Genomic DNA, 14,853 nt, shown 5'->3' on the forward strand with positions numbered 1-14,853 from the left:
GACGCCCGCAGTCACCGCAGAGTGAGAGAGAGGCACCCCACATGAGCACCGGACTTCCCGCGGTCGCCTGGATCGGCCTCGGCATCATGGGCTCCCCCATGTCCGAGAACCTGATCAAGGCGGGCTACGACGTCACCGGTCACACCCTGGAGCAGGAGAAGCTGGACCGGTTGGCCGCCGCGGGCGGCACCGCCGCCTCCTCCGTCGCCGAGGCGGTCCGCGACGCGGACGTGATCATCACCATGGTGCCCGCCTCCCCCCAGGTGGAGGCGGTCGCCTACGGAGCCGAGGGCATCCTGGAGAACGCCCGGCCCGGCGCCCTGCTGATCGACATGTCCTCGATCACCCCGCAGACCTCGGTCGACCTGGCCGCCGCCGCGGGGGACAAGGGCATCCGGGTGCTCGACGCCCCGGTGTCCGGCGGCGAGGCGGGCGCCGTCGAGGCGGTGCTGTCCATCATGGTCGGCGGTGAGCAGGCCGACTTCGACCGGGCGAAGCCGCTCTTCGACGTACTCGGCAGGACGGTCGTGCGGTGCGGACCGCACGGCTCCGGTCAGACCGTGAAGGCCGCCAACCAGCTGATCGTCGCCGTCAACATCCAGGCGTGCGCCGAGGCCGTGGTCTTCCTGGAGAAGTCCGGCGTGGACCTGGCGGCCGCGCTGGACGTCCTGAGCGGCGGTCTCGCGGGCTCCACCGTGCTGACCCGCAAGAAGGACAACTTCCTCGCCCGTGACTTCACGCCCGGCTTCCGCATCGATCTGCACCACAAGGACATGGGCATCGTCACCGACGCCGCCCGCACCGTCGGGGCGGCCCTGCCCGTCGGCGCGGTGGTCGCCCAACTGGTCGCGAGCCTGCGCGCGCAGGGCGACGGCGGCCTGGACCACTCCGCGCTGCTGCGCGCGGTGGAGCGGCTGTCCGGCGCCCGGGTCTGACCGTCCGACCCGCGTACGGCCGCCGACGGGGGCGAGGCCGTACGCGCGGCCCGCGGGGTCTTCCCCGCGGGCGGGGCGGGGCGCCGCGGCGGCGTGCGCGCCAGTGCGGTGGTGAGGGCCGCCGGGGCACCTCCTCCGACCTGAGCGGAGGGGCACCCGGCGCCGTCGCACCCGCCGCGGTCCCCGGCCCGGCCCACCGACCCCGTCCGGCGGCGCGAACACACCGTCGCGCCCGGCCTCGCGCCGCCGGACGGCCAACGCCTCCCGGCGTCCGGGGTGCGGATCCGCCCGGCGGGCAGGAGCCTGGGGGCATGGCACCTCCCACCGGGCAACCGCACATCGTGGTCCATGCGCCGGCCCTGGACGGCTCGCGGCGGGTCACCTCGGGCGACGAGACGCTGGGCGTCGCCTCGCACGTCGACGACGTCGGCGAGATCCTGCGGCTGGCGGATCTCTATGTCACCGACGTCGAGGAGGCCGACCTCATCGAGTGGCAGGGCGGCGGCCCCGACGACTGGCCGGGCCTGTCGGAGCACCACGAGGCCTGAGCGGGAGGGCGGGGGTGGGGGGCGTACGGCCGCTCCCGGTCCACCGGCGCTACGGCAGCAGACGTAGCCCTCCTACGGCACTCTCAGATCGACCTCTGAACCGGGCTCAGGAGGCTTCGGCCACCCCCGCCGACGGGCACCTACCCCGTACGCGGGGCCCGCCGGCACGGGGGCGGCGGGCCCCGCGTGCCGGGGAGCCGCCCGTCAGACCTTCAGCGTCCTGATCGACGTCGGGGCGTGCCACGGCTCCGTCGCGATCTCCTCGAACTCGGTGACGTCGCTGATGTCGTTGGTGGTCGACATGGAGATGTCGGTGACGCGTTCCAGGATCGCCTCGACCACCACCGGGACCCTGAACTCCGCGGCGAGCTTCTTGGCCTCCTCCAGTGCCGGGCCCAGTTCGCCGGGTGCGGTCACCCGGATCGCCTTGCAGCCGAGGCCCTCGGCGACCCGTACGTGGTCGACGCCGTAGACGCCCAGTTCGGGCGCGTTGACGTTCTCGAACTCCAGGTTGACCTGGAAGTCGATGTCGAACGCCCGCTGCGCCTGACGGATGAGGCCCAGGTAGGAGTTGTTGAGCAGCACATGGACGTAGGGGATCCTGTGCTGCGCCCCGACGGCCAGCTCTTCGAGCATGAACTGGAAGTCGTAGTCGCCGGACAGGGCGACGACCTGCGCGCCGGGATCGGCCCTGGCCACGCCCAGCGCCGCCGGGACGGTCCAGCCGAGGGGGCCGGCCTGGCCGCAGTTGATCCAGTGCCGGGGCCGGTGGACGTGCAGCATCTGGGCGCCCGCGATCTGCGCGAGGCCGATCGTGGAGACGTACCGCGTCTCCGGGCCGAAGGCCCTGTTCATCTCCTCGTAGACGCGCTGCGGCTTGATCGGGACGTCGTCGAAGTGCGTGCGGCGCTGGAGGGTGGCCCGCTTCTCCTGCGCCGCGGCCGCCCACGCGGAACGGTCGGGCAGCCCTCCCTCGGCCCCGAGTTCCCTCGCGACCTCGACGAACAGTTCCAGCGCGGCGCGCGCGTCGGAGGCGATGCCGTAGTCGGGGGCGAAGATCCGGCCGATCTGGGTGGGGTCGATGTCGACGTGGACGAAGGTCCGGCCGGCCGTGTAGACGTCGAGCCGGCCGGTGTGCCGGTTGGCCCAGCGGTTGCCGATGCCGAGGACGAAGTCGGACTCCAGGAAGGTCGCGTTGCCGTGGCGGTGCGAGGTCTGCAGGCCGACCATGCCGGCGTTCAGTTCGTGGTCGTCGGGGAGGACGCCCCAGCCCATCAGGGTCGGCACGACCGGTGTGCCGGTCAACTCGGCGAACCGGACGAGGAGTTCGGCGGCGTCGGCGTTGAGGATGCCGCCGCCCGCGACGATCAGGGGGCGCTCGGCGGCGTTCAGCATGCCGAGCGCCTTCTCGATCTGGGCGCGGCTCGCGGCGGGTTTGTGGACGGGGAGCGGCTCGTACGTCCCGGGGTCGAACTCGATCTCCGTCCGCTGCACGTCGATCGGCAGGTCGATGAGGACCGGGCCCGGCCGGCCGGAGCGCATGAGGTGGAAGGCCTGCTGGAAGACGCCGGGGACCTGCGCGGCCTCCAGGACGGTCACCGCCATCTTGGTGACCGTCCTGGCGATGGCGGCGATGTCGACGGCCTGGAAGTCCTCCTTGTGGAGCACCGCGGTCGGGGCCTGGCCGGTGACGCACAGGATCGGAACGGAGTCGCCGGTCGCGGAGTACAGGCCGGTGATCATGTCGGTGCCGGCCGGGCCGGAGGTCCCGACGCAGACCCCGATGTTGCCCGGCCGGGTGCGGGTGTAGCCCTCGGCCATGTGCGAGGCGCCCTCGACGTGGCGGGCGAGGGTGTGGGTGATGCCGCCGGATGCCTTGAGCGCCGCGTAGAAGGGGTTGATCGCCGCGCCGGGGACACCGAACGCGTCGGTGACGCCCTCGCGCTTGAGGATTTCGACTGCCGCGCGGGCAGCGGTCATTCGAGCCATGGAGTACTCCTGCTTCGGCTGTCGGATCAGCACTCCCGTCGCGCCCCGCGGTGCGCTTCTTCCGTATTACGGAAAATTCTTTCTGCTATCTGGAATGAATGTAGGCAGGGCGGGTGAAGGTCGTCAAGAGAGCGGCACGACGGCGCCACCGGACGGCACGAGTGCCGTCCGGAAGCGGCAACCGCCGGACAGGACGGGCGCGCGGGAGGACGATGGGGGACGCCGGTCCGAGGACGAGCCGTCCAGAACGGAAGGGGTGGGGTCATGCCCGAGAGCGTGTCCGTGTCCGTGCGCTGTCCGGCCTGCCGCGGCGCGCACCGCTACACGGCGCCGTCGTACCCCTGTGTGTGCGGCGCGCCCGTCGCCCTGCCGCTGGACGGGAACGCGGCGCCCGCACCGGTCGTCCACCGCGTCTGGCAGGACGACTGGGTCACCCTGCGCTGCGGTGACTGCGGACGGCCCGGCGAGTGGCCACGGCCGGAACTCGGCTGCCCGTGCGGGACGCTCCTGCGGATCCCGCTGACCGACCCGGACGCCACGCCCGCCCCCGGCCCCCGGGACACCGGCGCCGCCGCGCGCCCCGCCCTGCCTCCCGTACCGATCCACAGCGCCCGCGACGCGGTCACCGCCACCGTGCTGTATCTGCGGAAGCTCGGCCACGGGGACATCCGCCGCGCCGACCAGCGTCCCCCGTCCGGCATCGGGCTGGCCGGCCGGGGCATCGTCGCCCTCCTCGACCCGTCCGCGCACCGGGCGACACCGCGGGACGTGGAGTGCCTGTGGCTGACCGCCATGGCGGAGTCCGCCCGGTGCCTGTACTTCTCCCTCGCCGGATACGCCCCGGACGCCCGGGAGAGCGCCGACCGCCTCGGCGTCCCGCTGTTCCTGCTCGACCTCACCGGCACCCCGCAGCCGGTGAACGCCCCGGCCGACGCCCTGGACGCCACCCGCACCTGAGTCCCGGCCCGAAATACCGCACCGCCCGCGAACCGGCCCCGACCGGAAACCCGGCGACGCGCACCCCGCCGCCGTTCGATACTCGGCACATGCGCATCCGCCCCGCCACCCCCGATGAGCTGCCCGCCCTCCAGGACGTCGAACGGGCCGCCGGCGCCCCCTTCCGCGCCCTGGGCATGACGGAGATCGCCGAGGACGAACCGCCCGCCCTGGACGCCCTCGAGCACCACCGTCGGGCGGGGTACTGCTGGGTGGCGGCCGACGCACGGGGCCGGCCCGCCGCGTACCTGATCGCCGAGCCGGTGGACGCCGCGCTCCATGTCGAGCAGGTCTCCGTCCACCCGCGCGCCGCACGCCGCGGCGTGGGCCGGTCCCTGATCTCCCACGCCGCGCGACGGGCCGGTGCGGAGGGCCTGACCGCCCTGACGCTGACCACGTTCGCCGACGTCCCGTGGAACGCCCCGTACTACACCCGCCTCGGCTTCCGCACGCTGACCGAGGCCGAACTGACGCCCGGTCTGCGCCGGATCCGCGCCGAGGAGAGCGCGCACGGCCTCGACCGGTGGCCGCGCCTGTGCATGCGCGGAAGCGTCCGAACGCTCCGTCAGCCGGGAGGGACACCTGACGGCCTGTCCGCACCACGGGCAGAGTGCTGACCGGATCGGCCGCGCCCCACCGCTCCACCGTTCAGCCGCTGACCGGGCCGGTGGCGTGCCGATTCCGCGGCTCCACCTCGCGCGCCTTCCCGGAGACCGGCCTCGGGGAGGAGTCGACGAGCCGGAGCCGGCTCGGGATCCTGCAGTGGGCCGGCTGCCGAAGGCCCGCGTCGGACCGACCGCGGGTGCGGGCCCTGGTGCCGTCGACGAGGAGGCGTCGTGCCTCGTCCGTGTGATGCGGTGCGCCCGCTGATGCGGTGCGCCGGTTCGCGTGGATACGCTTGCCCGTGGGGCCGGTGTGCAGCCGGTGGGGATGCCTGCCACGTCGTCATCGTGGCGTCGGGCCACGTGGTCGTGACGGCTCTCCTCGAAGGACATGGGCTCGGCGGCCGCTGCGGGCGAGAGCCTGGGGCCAGTGGGCGCCCGGGCGGGGCCGCAGGTGTTCTCCGGTGAAGTTCCCGGAGCGGCTCCCGGCAAGGGAGGTGGCAGGGTGGCCACATTGAGAGCCTTGAGCGTCGGGATGCCGAAGGACGTCCCCTGGCACGGCAGGACCGTGCACACCGGCGTCTACAAGAGGCCCGTGTCCGGGCCGCGGATGGTGCGGCGGCTGAACATCGACGGCGACGGCCAGGGCGATCTGGGCGGTCACGGAGGCGAGCAGCGGGCAGTGCTCGTGTACCAGACCGATTCCTACCGTTTCTGGGCTCGCGAACTCGGCCGCGACGATCTCCGGCCAGGTCGGTTCGGGGAGAATTTCACCGTCGACGGCCTGCCGGACAACGAGGTCTGCATCGGTGACCGCTACCGCATCGGCGACGCGCTCTTCGAGGTCACCCAGCCGCGGGTGACCTGCTACCGGGTCGGCCTGCGGATGGGCGAGCCGCGGATGGCGGCACTGCTGGTGGCACACCACCGGCCCGGCTTCTACCTGCGCGTGCTCGAGGAAGGCGAGGTCGAAGCCGGGCAGGAGATCGTCAAGGTCTCCACCGGACCCGAGGCGATGACCGTCGAGGAGATCGACCGGGTGCTCTACCTGCCCGGGCACACCCGCCGCCAGGTCGAACGTGCCCTGCGGATCCCCGCGCTCAGCCCCGGCTGGCAGGCGTCCATGAGGGCCCTGCTGGACCAGGGGGACGACGAGGCCGCCGCAACGTCCGGCAGCGCCGGGCTGAATGCCGCGGCCACCGCCCCGCGCCCGGCCTGGCCGGGCTTCCGCCCGCTGGTCGTCACCCGCGTCCGGCCCGAGAGCCGGAGCGTTTTCTCCCTGTCGCTGGCCGCCCCCGACGGTTCGGATCTGCCGACGGCGCTGCCGGGGCAGTTCGTCACGGTCAAGGTCCCGCTCGAGGGGAACGCGCCGCCGCTGATCCGCAGTTACTCACTGTCCGGCGAGCCGGGCACCGGAACGTACCGGATCAGTGTGAAGGCCGAGATCCACGGCGCGGCCGGCAACCGCCTGCGCGACCACGTGTCCACCGGCGACCACCTCGACGTCGCGGCGCCCCGCGGTACCTTCTGCCTGACCGCCGGGGACAATCCGGTGGTCCTGCTGTCGGCCGGCGTCGGCGTCACTCCCGTGCTGGCGATGCTGCACGCACTCGCCCGCGACCACTCCAGCCGCCAGGTGTGGTGGCTGCACGGGGCCCATGACGGCACGGAGCACCCCTTCGCCCGGGAGAGCCGGGAACTGGTCGGCGTGCTTCCGCGGGCCCGGTCGAGGATCTACTACAGCGAACCGGCCGCCGAAGACCGCCGGGACGTCGACTACACGGACATCGGCCACCTGTCGGGCGACCGTATTCCCGGCCTGGGACTGCCCATCGACGCCGACGCCTACCTGTGCGGCCCCGTGGCCTTCATGGACAGCGTCACGACCGCCCTCGTCGGCGCGGGCCTTGATGCCTCCCGCGTCCATACCGAGATCTTCGGCGCGGGTCCGTCCCTCACCCCCGGGATCGACGGCGTGGCGACAGCCGCACCCCACCGGCCCGCCGGGCGGGCGGGCACCGGTCCCCCGGTCGCCTTCGCCCGCAGCGGTCTCGAGGTCCCCTGGAGCGATGCCCGGCAGTCCCTGCTCGAACTCGCCGAAGCCTGCGACGTCCCCGTCAGATGGTCGTGCCGGACCGGTGTCTGCCACACCTGCGAACTCGCCCTCATGTCCGGGGCGGTGCAGTACGCTCCCGAACCGGTCGAGCCCCCCGCCGACGGCAACGTCCTCATCTGCTGCTCCAAGCCCACCGAGGGGGTCGTCCTGGACCTGTGAGGAGCGGCGCCCCACCCCGGCACGCGGGCACTGCCGCCCAGCGGTCCGTGGCGGTGGGGGTTCCGCCCTCACTCCGTTCCGTCGGTGGCCCGCCCGGGGTCGTTGGGGTGGGGTTCGAGCGGGGTGACGGTGAGAGTCATCCAGGGACGCAGCGGAAGTGTGCCGAGCACCTTCTCCCGGAGTTCCTTCTCGTCCGCGGCCCGCCAGATCCCGATGCTGCGCGACTCGCCGACGGGGCGCCACAATCGGGCCAGGTTGCCGGTCGTCGAGAGCTCCCCCGCGCGGACCGCCTCGGCCGCCCTCCGCCGGTCGACCTCGTCCTGGCTGGTCCCCTCAGGGATCGTCGTGGTGATTTCGACGAGGAACTCCTGCATCGGTTCCGCTCCGTTCGGTGAAGGTCCCGGGGGCGCCGGGAAGGGCGGGTTCGCCGGTGGCCATCTGCCTCCCCCGAGCGGAGCCGCGATCAGGTCGGACGCCGCCTCACCTCATGAGAGCTCTCACACGAGGGTTTTCAGCAGCCGTTCTGCGAGCACTTCGGCGGAGTGGGGATTCTGCCCGGTGATCAGGTTGCGGTCCTCGACCACGTACGGCTTCCACATCTCGCCCCGGCTGTACTCGACGCCGACTTTCTCCTTGAGCTCGTCCTCGAGCAGCCACTGTGTCCTGTCGGCCAGCCCGACAGCCTCCTCCTCCTCATTGGTGAAGCCCGTGACCCGGTAGCCCTTGAAGGGCGACTCGCCGTGGATCCTGGTGGCCAGCATCGCGGCAGGGGCGTGGCACACGATGGCGAGTGGTTTGCCCGAGGCGAGTTGCCCGGTCAGTATCCGTCCCGCGTCGGCGTCCACCGACAGGTCCTGCATCGGGCCGTGGCCTCCGGGCAGGTACACCGCGTCGTAGTCCTGCAGCCGCACGTCCGAGAGTTTGATCGGCCGACGCATGACCTCCGCGGACCGGATGACGGCTTCCAGTTCGAGCGCTCCCTCCTCACCGCCGGCCATGGCGGGGCGCAGGCTCATCATGTCGACGGTCGGCGTCACGCCGTCGGGCGTCGCGACGACGACCTCGTGGCCCGCCTCCGTGATCGCCTTGTACGGCTGCGCGAACTCCTCCGCCCAGTAGCCGGTGGCGTACCTCGTGCCGTCCTTCAGGACCAGGTACGTGGCTCCGGTGACCACGAAAAGCACCTTCGCCATCGCTCATCACCTCCTCAGCCCCATTTGGCCGAATTGAGTGGATTCACGCTGAAGGCCAGTCTAGGTACAGGACCCCTCAGGCACCTGTGGACAGCGGTTCCCGCCCGAGGCCCGCAGCGTGACGCGTTGCCGACCGCCTCCGGGGACAAGGGCCTCCCGCCCTCCTGAACAGAGCCGGGCGGCAAGGTCCCGGAGAAGCGGCGCCCGCTGTTCGGCGGGACAGCCGGTGGCGGCCTGCGCGGGTGGGACGCGTGCGGCGGCGGCCTGGACGCCGGCGGCCGCAGCCGCTACTTGATCAGGGCGTTGGCCACGATGATCACCAGGCCGATCAGCATGTCGGCGGTTCCGGCCCGGAACGAGGCCGCCCGGCCACGGCCCACGCTGCGCGCGGTCCACACCCCCCCACCCGGCGAGCAGCAAGGTGTTGAGCACCAGTGCGGTGTTCACCGCCGCGGCCTCCGTCCACCAGGAGGGCACCGCGGTCAGCAGCAGCACGACGGTGGGGGCGGCCGCCGCGACCACCGGCCACTCGGCGAGCATCGCGCGCAGCCCGATCCTGACACCGCCGCGGTCCGCCGACATCCGGTGCGCGATGACGTGGGCGTAGCCGTGGGCGGCCGCGGAGGCCAGTGCGGTGAGCAGGACCCACAGCGCGTCCGACCCGGGGTCGGACACCTCACCGGGAGAGTCGAGCGCGGCCGCCAGCGCACTGGCCAGAACGAGCCCGTAGACGCCGCTGAACAGCCTCGTCTCCGACGGCTGCCGGTCCGGTGTCCACTGCGGGGCGGCCGACGGGGGGAAGCGGTGGGCACCGTGGTACATCGCTGCACTCTCCGCTGGGACGGTACGGGCATGGCAATATGCCACGAGTCATGGCGATCCGCCCAGGATTGCGCACGCGAGTCGCGGCCCCGGCTCGTCTTCCGCGTCACACGGGAGCCCTGCGCGTGGTGCGCCGCCCGCTCCGACTGGGGTACAGTGGATCTTGTTCACGCCGCCGGATTCACCGGCGGAGAGCAATGCGTCGGTGGTCCAAGGAAAGACGTCCCGCTTCCTGCGGGAAAATGCAGGTGCAAGGCCTGCCCGGCGCTCGACGAAGAAGGCCTCCCCCCCTGTTGTCCAGGGCGGGAGGCCTTCTCGTTTCCGGTCAACGCCGGCCCGGGGGTACCGGGGAAGAGGTCACCGGAAGTCCTCCTCGCGGTACTCGGCGTCGGAGCCCGCCGCCGTGGCCTCGCGCAGCTCGATGCGGCGGATCTTGCCGGAGACGGTCTTGGGCAGTTCGCCGAACTCCAGCCTGCGGATCCGCTGGTAGGGGGCGAGCACCTTGCGGGAGTGCTCGAAGAGTTCCTTCGCGGTGTCCGGGCCGGGCCGCCTGCCCTCCACGAGCACGATGTACGCCTTGGGCACGGCCAGGCGCAGCGCGTCCGGAGCGGGCACCACGGCCGCCTCGGCGACCGCCTCGTGCTCCAGCAGGGCGCTCTCCAGCTCGAACGGACTGATCTTGTAGTCGCTCGCCTTGAAGACGTCGTCCGCGCGCCCGATGTACGTGATGTATCCGTCTTCGTCCCGCGCGCCGATGTCGCCCGTCCGGTAGTAGCCGCCGGCCATGGCCTCCGCGGTGCGGTCGGGGTCGCCGTGGTAGCCGGTCATCAGGCCCACCGGACGGTCGGACAGGTCGAGCGCGATCTCGCCCTCGGCGGCGGGCGCGCCGGAGACCGGGTCGAGGAGGGCGACGCGGTAGCCGGGGCTGGGGCGGCCCATGGAGCCCGTCTTGAGGGGCTGGTCCGGGCTGTTGGAGATCTGGACGGCGGTCTCGGTCTGGCCGAAGCCGTCACGGATCGTCACGTGCCAGGCGCGCCGGATCTGCTCGATGATCTCGGGGTTGAGCGGCTCACCGGCGGCGACGAGCTCGCGCGGCGGGGTGTGCAGCCGGGTGAGGTCGGCCTGGATGAGCATGCGCCACACGGTCGGCGGCGCGCAGAAGGTGGTGACGCCGGCCCTGTCCATCTCGGCCATCAGCCGCACGGCGTCGAAGCGTGCGTAGTTGTACAGGAAGACGGTCGCCTCGGCGTTCCACGGGGCGAAGAGGTTGGACCAGGCGTGCTTGGCCCAGCCGGGTGAGGAGATGTTCAGGTGCACGTCGCCGGGTTTCAGCCCGATCCAGTACATGGTGGCCAGATGCCCGACGGGGTACGTGGTGTGGGTGTGCTCGACGAGTTTGGGCCGGGCGGTGGTGCCCGAGGTGAAGTACAGCATCAGCGGGTCGTCGGCGAGGGTGGGGCCGTCGGGTGCGAAGTGCTCGGCGGCGCCGTGGACGTCCTCGTACGGCAGCCAGGCGTCACCCGCTCCCGCGCCGACCGCGACCCGGGTGTAGTCGCCGGGCACCTCGTCGAACTTCGCCGTGTCGGCGGCGCGGGCGATCACGTGCCGGACGCGGCCCCGGTCGACGCGGTCGCGCAGGTCGGCGGGGCCGAGCAGCGGGGTGGCGGGGATGACCACGGCGCGCAGTTTCATCGCGGCGAGCGCGGTCTCCCAGAGTTCGGCCTGGTTGCCGAGCATGACCAGCACCCGGTCCTCGGCGCGTACGCCCTGCCGGCGCAGCCAGTTCGCGGCCTGGTCGGAGCGGCGGGCCAGTTCGGCGAAGGACAGTGCGGTCCGCTCGCCGTCCTCCTCGACGAGGTGCAGCGCGGTGCGGTCGTTGCCGTCCGCGATCACGTCGAACCAGTCGAGCGCCCAGTTGAACCGCTCGGGGCGCGGCCAGCGGAACCCCTCGTAGGCGGTGGCGTAGTCGTCGCGGTGTTCCAGCAGGAAGTCCCGGGCCCTGCGGAACTCCTCGGTCGCCGTCGTCATCTGTCCTCCTCGGTGCCGGACCTTGCCGGGCGGCTCTCCCCCATCGTGTAATCCGTGATGCGGGTCCCACTCCACTACCCCCGAACAGGGGGTGGGTACGCGGGAACCGCACCGAAGGGACGAAGGAGCGACGAGGCGAAGGAGCGAGCGAACAGGTGACGGCTGATCCGGGGGGAGCGCCCGGCGCGGTCGGGCCCGGTGGCGCGGCGGCCCGCCGGGCGGGTGGTCGCCGCAGGTGTGCCGCGGTCCCGTACGGCCGCCATTACCGGTGTCCCGGGGCTTTGGATTTCATCCGCGCGGAGCGCTGTTATTTCCCTCACCACACCGTCTCTCCGAAATGAAAGGGCCTGTTGCCTAATATTGGCCAGGACACGACACAGGAGGGGAGCGGTGACCGTGCGAGGGGACTTCAAGGAGCCTGCCAGGTGCCGCCCCGACCTGGTCATCGGCCGGGAGGAACCGTTCGCCGAGGCGCGCGGACAGCTCGCCCGAGGGGGCAGTGTGCTGCTCCACGGGCCCGCCGGAATAGGAAAGTCGACCGTGCTGCGGGCACTTGCGGCGGAAAACGCCGGCGCGGCGCCCACGGTGTTGCGCTGCTCGGCCACCGAGTCCGAATCCCATCTCCCGTTCCTGGCGCTGGCCGATCTGTTCGGTCTGGTCCTGGACCGGGTCTCCGGTGCGCTGCCCGCCGCGCAGCGCACCGCCCTGGAGTCGGCGCTCACCGGCCGCGGCGAGTCCACCCTCCAGCGGGACGGTCTGGCGCTGCGCCTGGCGGTGCTGTCCACCCTGCGGGCGCTCGCCGCCGAGGGGCCCGTCCTGGTCGTGGCCGACGACCTGCAGTGGCTGGATCCGGCCAGCGCGGAGCTTCTCGGGTTCGCCGCGCGGCGCCTCGGCGACACCCCCGTGCAGATGCTGTGCGCGGTGCGTACGGAGGGCCTGGAGGAGTACGACCGCCATCTGCGGGCCTGCCCGCCGGACACGCGCGTGGTGCGGCTGGGCCCGTTCTCCCGTGCCCAGGTGTCCACACTGCTCGACCACCGCGGTTACACGGGCCTGTCCCGCACCACCGTCCGTGACATCCACCGCACCAGCGGCGGCAACCCGCTCTTCGCCCTCGAACTGGGCCGCGCCCTGGCCGAGAGCCCGACCCGTCCCCGCCCCGGTGAGCCGCTGCCGGTGCCGACCTCGCTGCGGGCCCTGGTGCTCAGCCGGCTGGAGATGCTGTCGGACGAGGCGCGCCGCACCCTGCTGGTGGCCAGCGTCGGCGCCCGCCCCACCCCGGTGCTGCTGCGCGCGGCCGGCCGGGAGCACGCCGAGGAGGAGACGGCCCAGGCCGCCGCGCTGGGGCTGCTGGCGACGGACCCGGAGGAGCCGACTCTGCGTTTCGCGCATCCGCTGATCTCGGCCGCGCTGTACGCGGAGGCCCCGGCGCACGAGCGGCGGGCCGCGCACGCCGCGCTGTCCACGGCGGCCTCAGACCCCATCGAGCGGGCCCGGCATCTGGCCCTGGCCACCACCGGCACCGATCCGGAGGTGGCGGCCCGGCTCGCCGAGGCCGCCGCGCTGGCCCGGGACCGGGGGGCGCCCTCGGTCGCGGCCTCGCTGGGGCTGCTGGCCGCCCGCCACACCCCGGTGGACCCGTCGGCCGACGGCCCGCGGGCGGACCCGGCGTCGGGCGGCGGCGTGCCGGGTCGCGGCGTGCCGAGTCCGGACGAGCGGCGGCTGCAGGCCGCCGAGGACGCCATCACCGCCGGTGAGGTGGATCTCGCCCGGGACATCGCGCGCGAGGTGCTGACCCGGGCCACGGTGCCCGCGGAGCGGGTGCGGGCGTGGATGGTGGTCATCGAGGCGGCCGGGCAGGCGCTCGGTGAGGTCGACGCGGTCTACCCGCAGGTGCTGGCGGACGCCGGCGACGACCCGCGGCTGCTCGCCCTGGTCCATTACCAGCTGGCCTGGCGGGAGGTGGTGGTGGACGGCGACTTCGCCAAGGCCCGGCTGGAGACCGCGCACGCCGCGGAGCTGGCCGCACGCGGCGGGGACCGGCGTACGGAGCTGATGGCGCTCGCCTTCCAGTCCTCCACCGAGACCCTGATGGGCCACCCGGACGCGCCCGCCACCATCGAGCGGGCCCTGCAGGAACCCCAGGACCCCGATGTGGCCTGCCACCACAACGGCGCCGCGTCGGCCAGGTTCCGCTGGCTGCTGATGAGCGACCGGCTGCCCGAGGCCCGCAGGAGCATCACCGGGCTGCTGCGGGAGGCCCGGCGGCGCGGCATGGTCGAGAGCGAGGTGCACTTCCTGCGGCTGCTCGCCGACACCGAACTGCGTTCCGGGCACTGCGGCCGGGCCCTGGACCTGACCCGCGAGAGCCTGCGGCTGGCCCGGGACTCCGGGATCGGCGAGAGTGCCTCGGCCATGCTCGCCTCCCTCGCGGAGGCCTCCGGCGGGGACGTGGACCGGGCGCTCGCACTGGCCCGGGAGGCCGCGGACCACGCCGAGGTGGACGGCGACCAGATGTACCTCTCCCTCGCCCTGGCCGCCCTGGGCTACGCCCGGCTGGTCGCCGGGGACGCCGCGGCCGCGGTCCGTGCGCTGCGCCGGGTGCGGGAGTTGGAGCACGGCATGGGCATCAACGACCCGGCGCGGGGCCGCTGGCACGGCGATCTCGCCGAGGCGCTGGTGCGGATCGGGGAACCCGGCGAGGCGCAGGAACTCATCAACGTCACCCGGGTGCACGCGCGGCGTCTGAACCGCCTGAGCGTGCTGGCCGTACTCGACCGCGCCGAGGCGCTGGTACGCGCGGCGCGTGGCGAACACGAGGCCGCCCGGGTCCAGTTGACGTCGGCGCAGGGCCGGCTCGCCGCGCTGGGCCTCGGCCTGGAGGAGGCGCGGGCCGCGTTCGCGCTGGCCCGGCTGCGGGCCCGGGGCCCGGATCCGGCCCCGTACGACGAGGCCGCCCGGCTGTTCCGGCGCTGCCGTGCGCTGCCCTGGCTGCGTCAGGTGGACGCGGCCGTGGCCGCCGGTCCGGCGGCACCGGAGAGCGCGCCCGCCGCCCCGGCGACCCCGGCCGCGCTGGACGGTCTCGCCTCGATGGAACGGCAGGTCGCCTCCCTGGTGATGGAGGGGGCCACCAACCGGGAGATCGCCGGCCGGCTGTTCATCAGCGTGAAGACCGTCGAGGCGACCCTCACCCGGGTGTACCGGAAACTGGGCATCCGGTCGCGGGTGGACATCGTCCGGCTGGCGGCGGGCCGCCGTACGAGGTAACCGGCTTGGGGGGATGGGGAGTTCGGGTGTCGGCGACCGAGGGTTTTCCCTGTCCGGCTCCCGTAGGGGCTTCCCTCATTGGGCGCGCGCGCTCCGGCTCGTAGCGTAATCCGTGCCGCTCGCCGGGCACATGGAGACCGGTGGCCCGGTCCCCGTGCTGAACCCCCACCCCGTGCGACCCCCCACCGGCAACGACGA

The 14,853-nt window shown here is 73.1% G+C and carries 10 protein-coding genes and 1 pseudogene; 6 read left to right on the forward strand and 5 right to left on the reverse strand.

What is annotated here, in order from left to right; translation table 11 throughout:
• The first annotated feature begins 41 nt into the window (after window positions 1-41).
• Window positions 42-935: a 2-hydroxy-3-oxopropionate reductase gene (locus ACTWJ9_RS05005; RefSeq protein ID WP_279332957.1), complete on the forward strand. Its 894-nt coding sequence runs from the start codon at window positions 42-44 to the stop codon at window positions 933-935.
• Window positions 936-1,246: 311 nt separating this feature from the next.
• A complete protein-coding gene (locus tag ACTWJ9_RS05010; protein WP_279332958.1) occupies window positions 1,247-1,483 on the forward strand; it encodes a hypothetical protein in 237 nt (78 codons plus the stop codon).
• Between the two features lie 204 nt (window positions 1,484-1,687).
• Here ACTWJ9_RS05010 and gcl read toward each other — a convergent pair whose 3' ends face one another.
• Window positions 1,688-3,472, reverse strand: a complete 1,785-nt coding sequence (gene gcl, locus ACTWJ9_RS05015) for a glyoxylate carboligase (protein WP_443295247.1) — start codon at window positions 3,470-3,472, stop codon at window positions 1,688-1,690.
• Between the two features lie 264 nt (window positions 3,473-3,736).
• On the opposite strand from gcl, the gene ACTWJ9_RS05020 reads away from it, so the two are divergent.
• The 3 genes from ACTWJ9_RS05020 (at window position 3,737) to ACTWJ9_RS05030 (ending at window position 7,345) form a co-directional block, all read left to right on the forward strand.
• The gene (locus ACTWJ9_RS05020) at window positions 3,737-4,429 is read left to right on the forward strand and encodes a hypothetical protein (protein ID WP_443295248.1); all 693 of its coding nucleotides are present in this window, start codon (window positions 3,737-3,739) and stop codon (window positions 4,427-4,429) included.
• 89 nt (window positions 4,430-4,518) lie between these two features.
• A complete protein-coding gene (locus ACTWJ9_RS05025; RefSeq protein WP_279332961.1) occupies window positions 4,519-5,085 on the forward strand; it encodes a GNAT family N-acetyltransferase in 567 nt (188 codons plus the stop codon).
• A 508-nt stretch (window positions 5,086-5,593) separates the two neighbouring features.
• Complete coding sequence (locus ACTWJ9_RS05030; protein ID WP_443295249.1) at window positions 5,594-7,345, forward strand: MOSC domain-containing protein; 1,752 nt, start codon at window positions 5,594-5,596, stop codon at window positions 7,343-7,345.
• Window positions 7,346-7,413: 68 nt separating this feature from the next.
• Here the strand turns inward: ACTWJ9_RS05030 and ACTWJ9_RS05035 are convergent, their stop codons facing one another.
• The 4 genes and pseudogenes from ACTWJ9_RS05035 to ACTWJ9_RS05050 form a co-directional block, all read right to left on the reverse strand.
• Window positions 7,414-7,719 carry a muconolactone Delta-isomerase family protein gene (locus tag ACTWJ9_RS05035; protein WP_387040730.1) on the reverse strand — a complete coding sequence of 102 codons (306 nt, stop codon included), beginning with the start codon at window positions 7,717-7,719 and terminating at the stop codon, window positions 7,414-7,416.
• Window positions 7,720-7,842: 123 nt separating this feature from the next.
• The gene (locus tag ACTWJ9_RS05040) at window positions 7,843-8,538 is read right to left on the reverse strand and encodes a type 1 glutamine amidotransferase domain-containing protein (protein ID WP_443295250.1); all 696 of its coding nucleotides are present in this window, start codon (window positions 8,536-8,538) and stop codon (window positions 7,843-7,845) included.
• A 287-nt stretch (window positions 8,539-8,825) separates the two neighbouring features.
• Window positions 8,826-9,360, reverse strand: a pseudogene (locus ACTWJ9_RS05045) (hypothetical protein).
• A 357-nt stretch (window positions 9,361-9,717) separates the two neighbouring features.
• Window positions 9,718-11,388: an AMP-binding protein gene (locus ACTWJ9_RS05050; RefSeq protein ID WP_443295251.1), complete on the reverse strand. Its 1,671-nt coding sequence runs from the start codon at window positions 11,386-11,388 to the stop codon at window positions 9,718-9,720.
• 390 nt (window positions 11,389-11,778) lie between these two features.
• Here ACTWJ9_RS05050 and ACTWJ9_RS05055 point away from each other — a divergent pair, with 390 nt between their 5' ends.
• Window positions 11,779-14,655 (forward strand): helix-turn-helix transcriptional regulator, encoded by a 2,877-nt coding sequence (locus ACTWJ9_RS05055; protein ID WP_279332967.1) that lies wholly within the window; start codon window positions 11,779-11,781, stop codon window positions 14,653-14,655.
• Window positions 14,656-14,853 lie beyond the last annotated feature (198 nt).

Origin of the sequence: Streptomyces sp. GDS52, from assembly GCF_052246875.1 — a bacterium.
Classification (GTDB): domain Bacteria; phylum Actinomycetota; class Actinomycetes; order Streptomycetales; family Streptomycetaceae; genus Streptomyces; species Streptomyces cathayae.

Bases quoted from the DNA above. Each gene is read 5' to 3' on its own strand.
- ACTWJ9_RS05005 (WP_279332957.1), top strand. From the start codon at position 42: ATGAGCACCGGACTTCCCGCGGTCGCCTGGATCGGCCTCGGCATCATG.
- ACTWJ9_RS05010 (WP_279332958.1), top strand. From the start codon at position 1,247: ATGGCACCTCCCACCGGGCAACCGCACATCGTGGTCCATGCGCCGGCC.
- gcl (WP_443295247.1), bottom strand. From the start codon at position 3,472: ATGGCTCGAATGACCGCTGCCCGCGCGGCAGTCGAAATCCTCAAGCGC.
- ACTWJ9_RS05020 (WP_443295248.1), top strand. From the start codon at position 3,737: ATGCCCGAGAGCGTGTCCGTGTCCGTGCGCTGTCCGGCCTGCCGCGGC.
- ACTWJ9_RS05025 (WP_279332961.1), top strand. From the start codon at position 4,519: ATGCGCATCCGCCCCGCCACCCCCGATGAGCTGCCCGCCCTCCAGGAC.
- ACTWJ9_RS05035 (WP_387040730.1), bottom strand. From the start codon at position 7,719: ATGCAGGAGTTCCTCGTCGAAATCACCACGACGATCCCTGAGGGGACC.
- ACTWJ9_RS05040 (WP_443295250.1), bottom strand. From the start codon at position 8,538: ATGGCGAAGGTGCTTTTCGTGGTCACCGGAGCCACGTACCTGGTCCTG.
- ACTWJ9_RS05050 (WP_443295251.1), bottom strand. From the start codon at position 11,388: ATGACGACGGCGACCGAGGAGTTCCGCAGGGCCCGGGACTTCCTGCTG.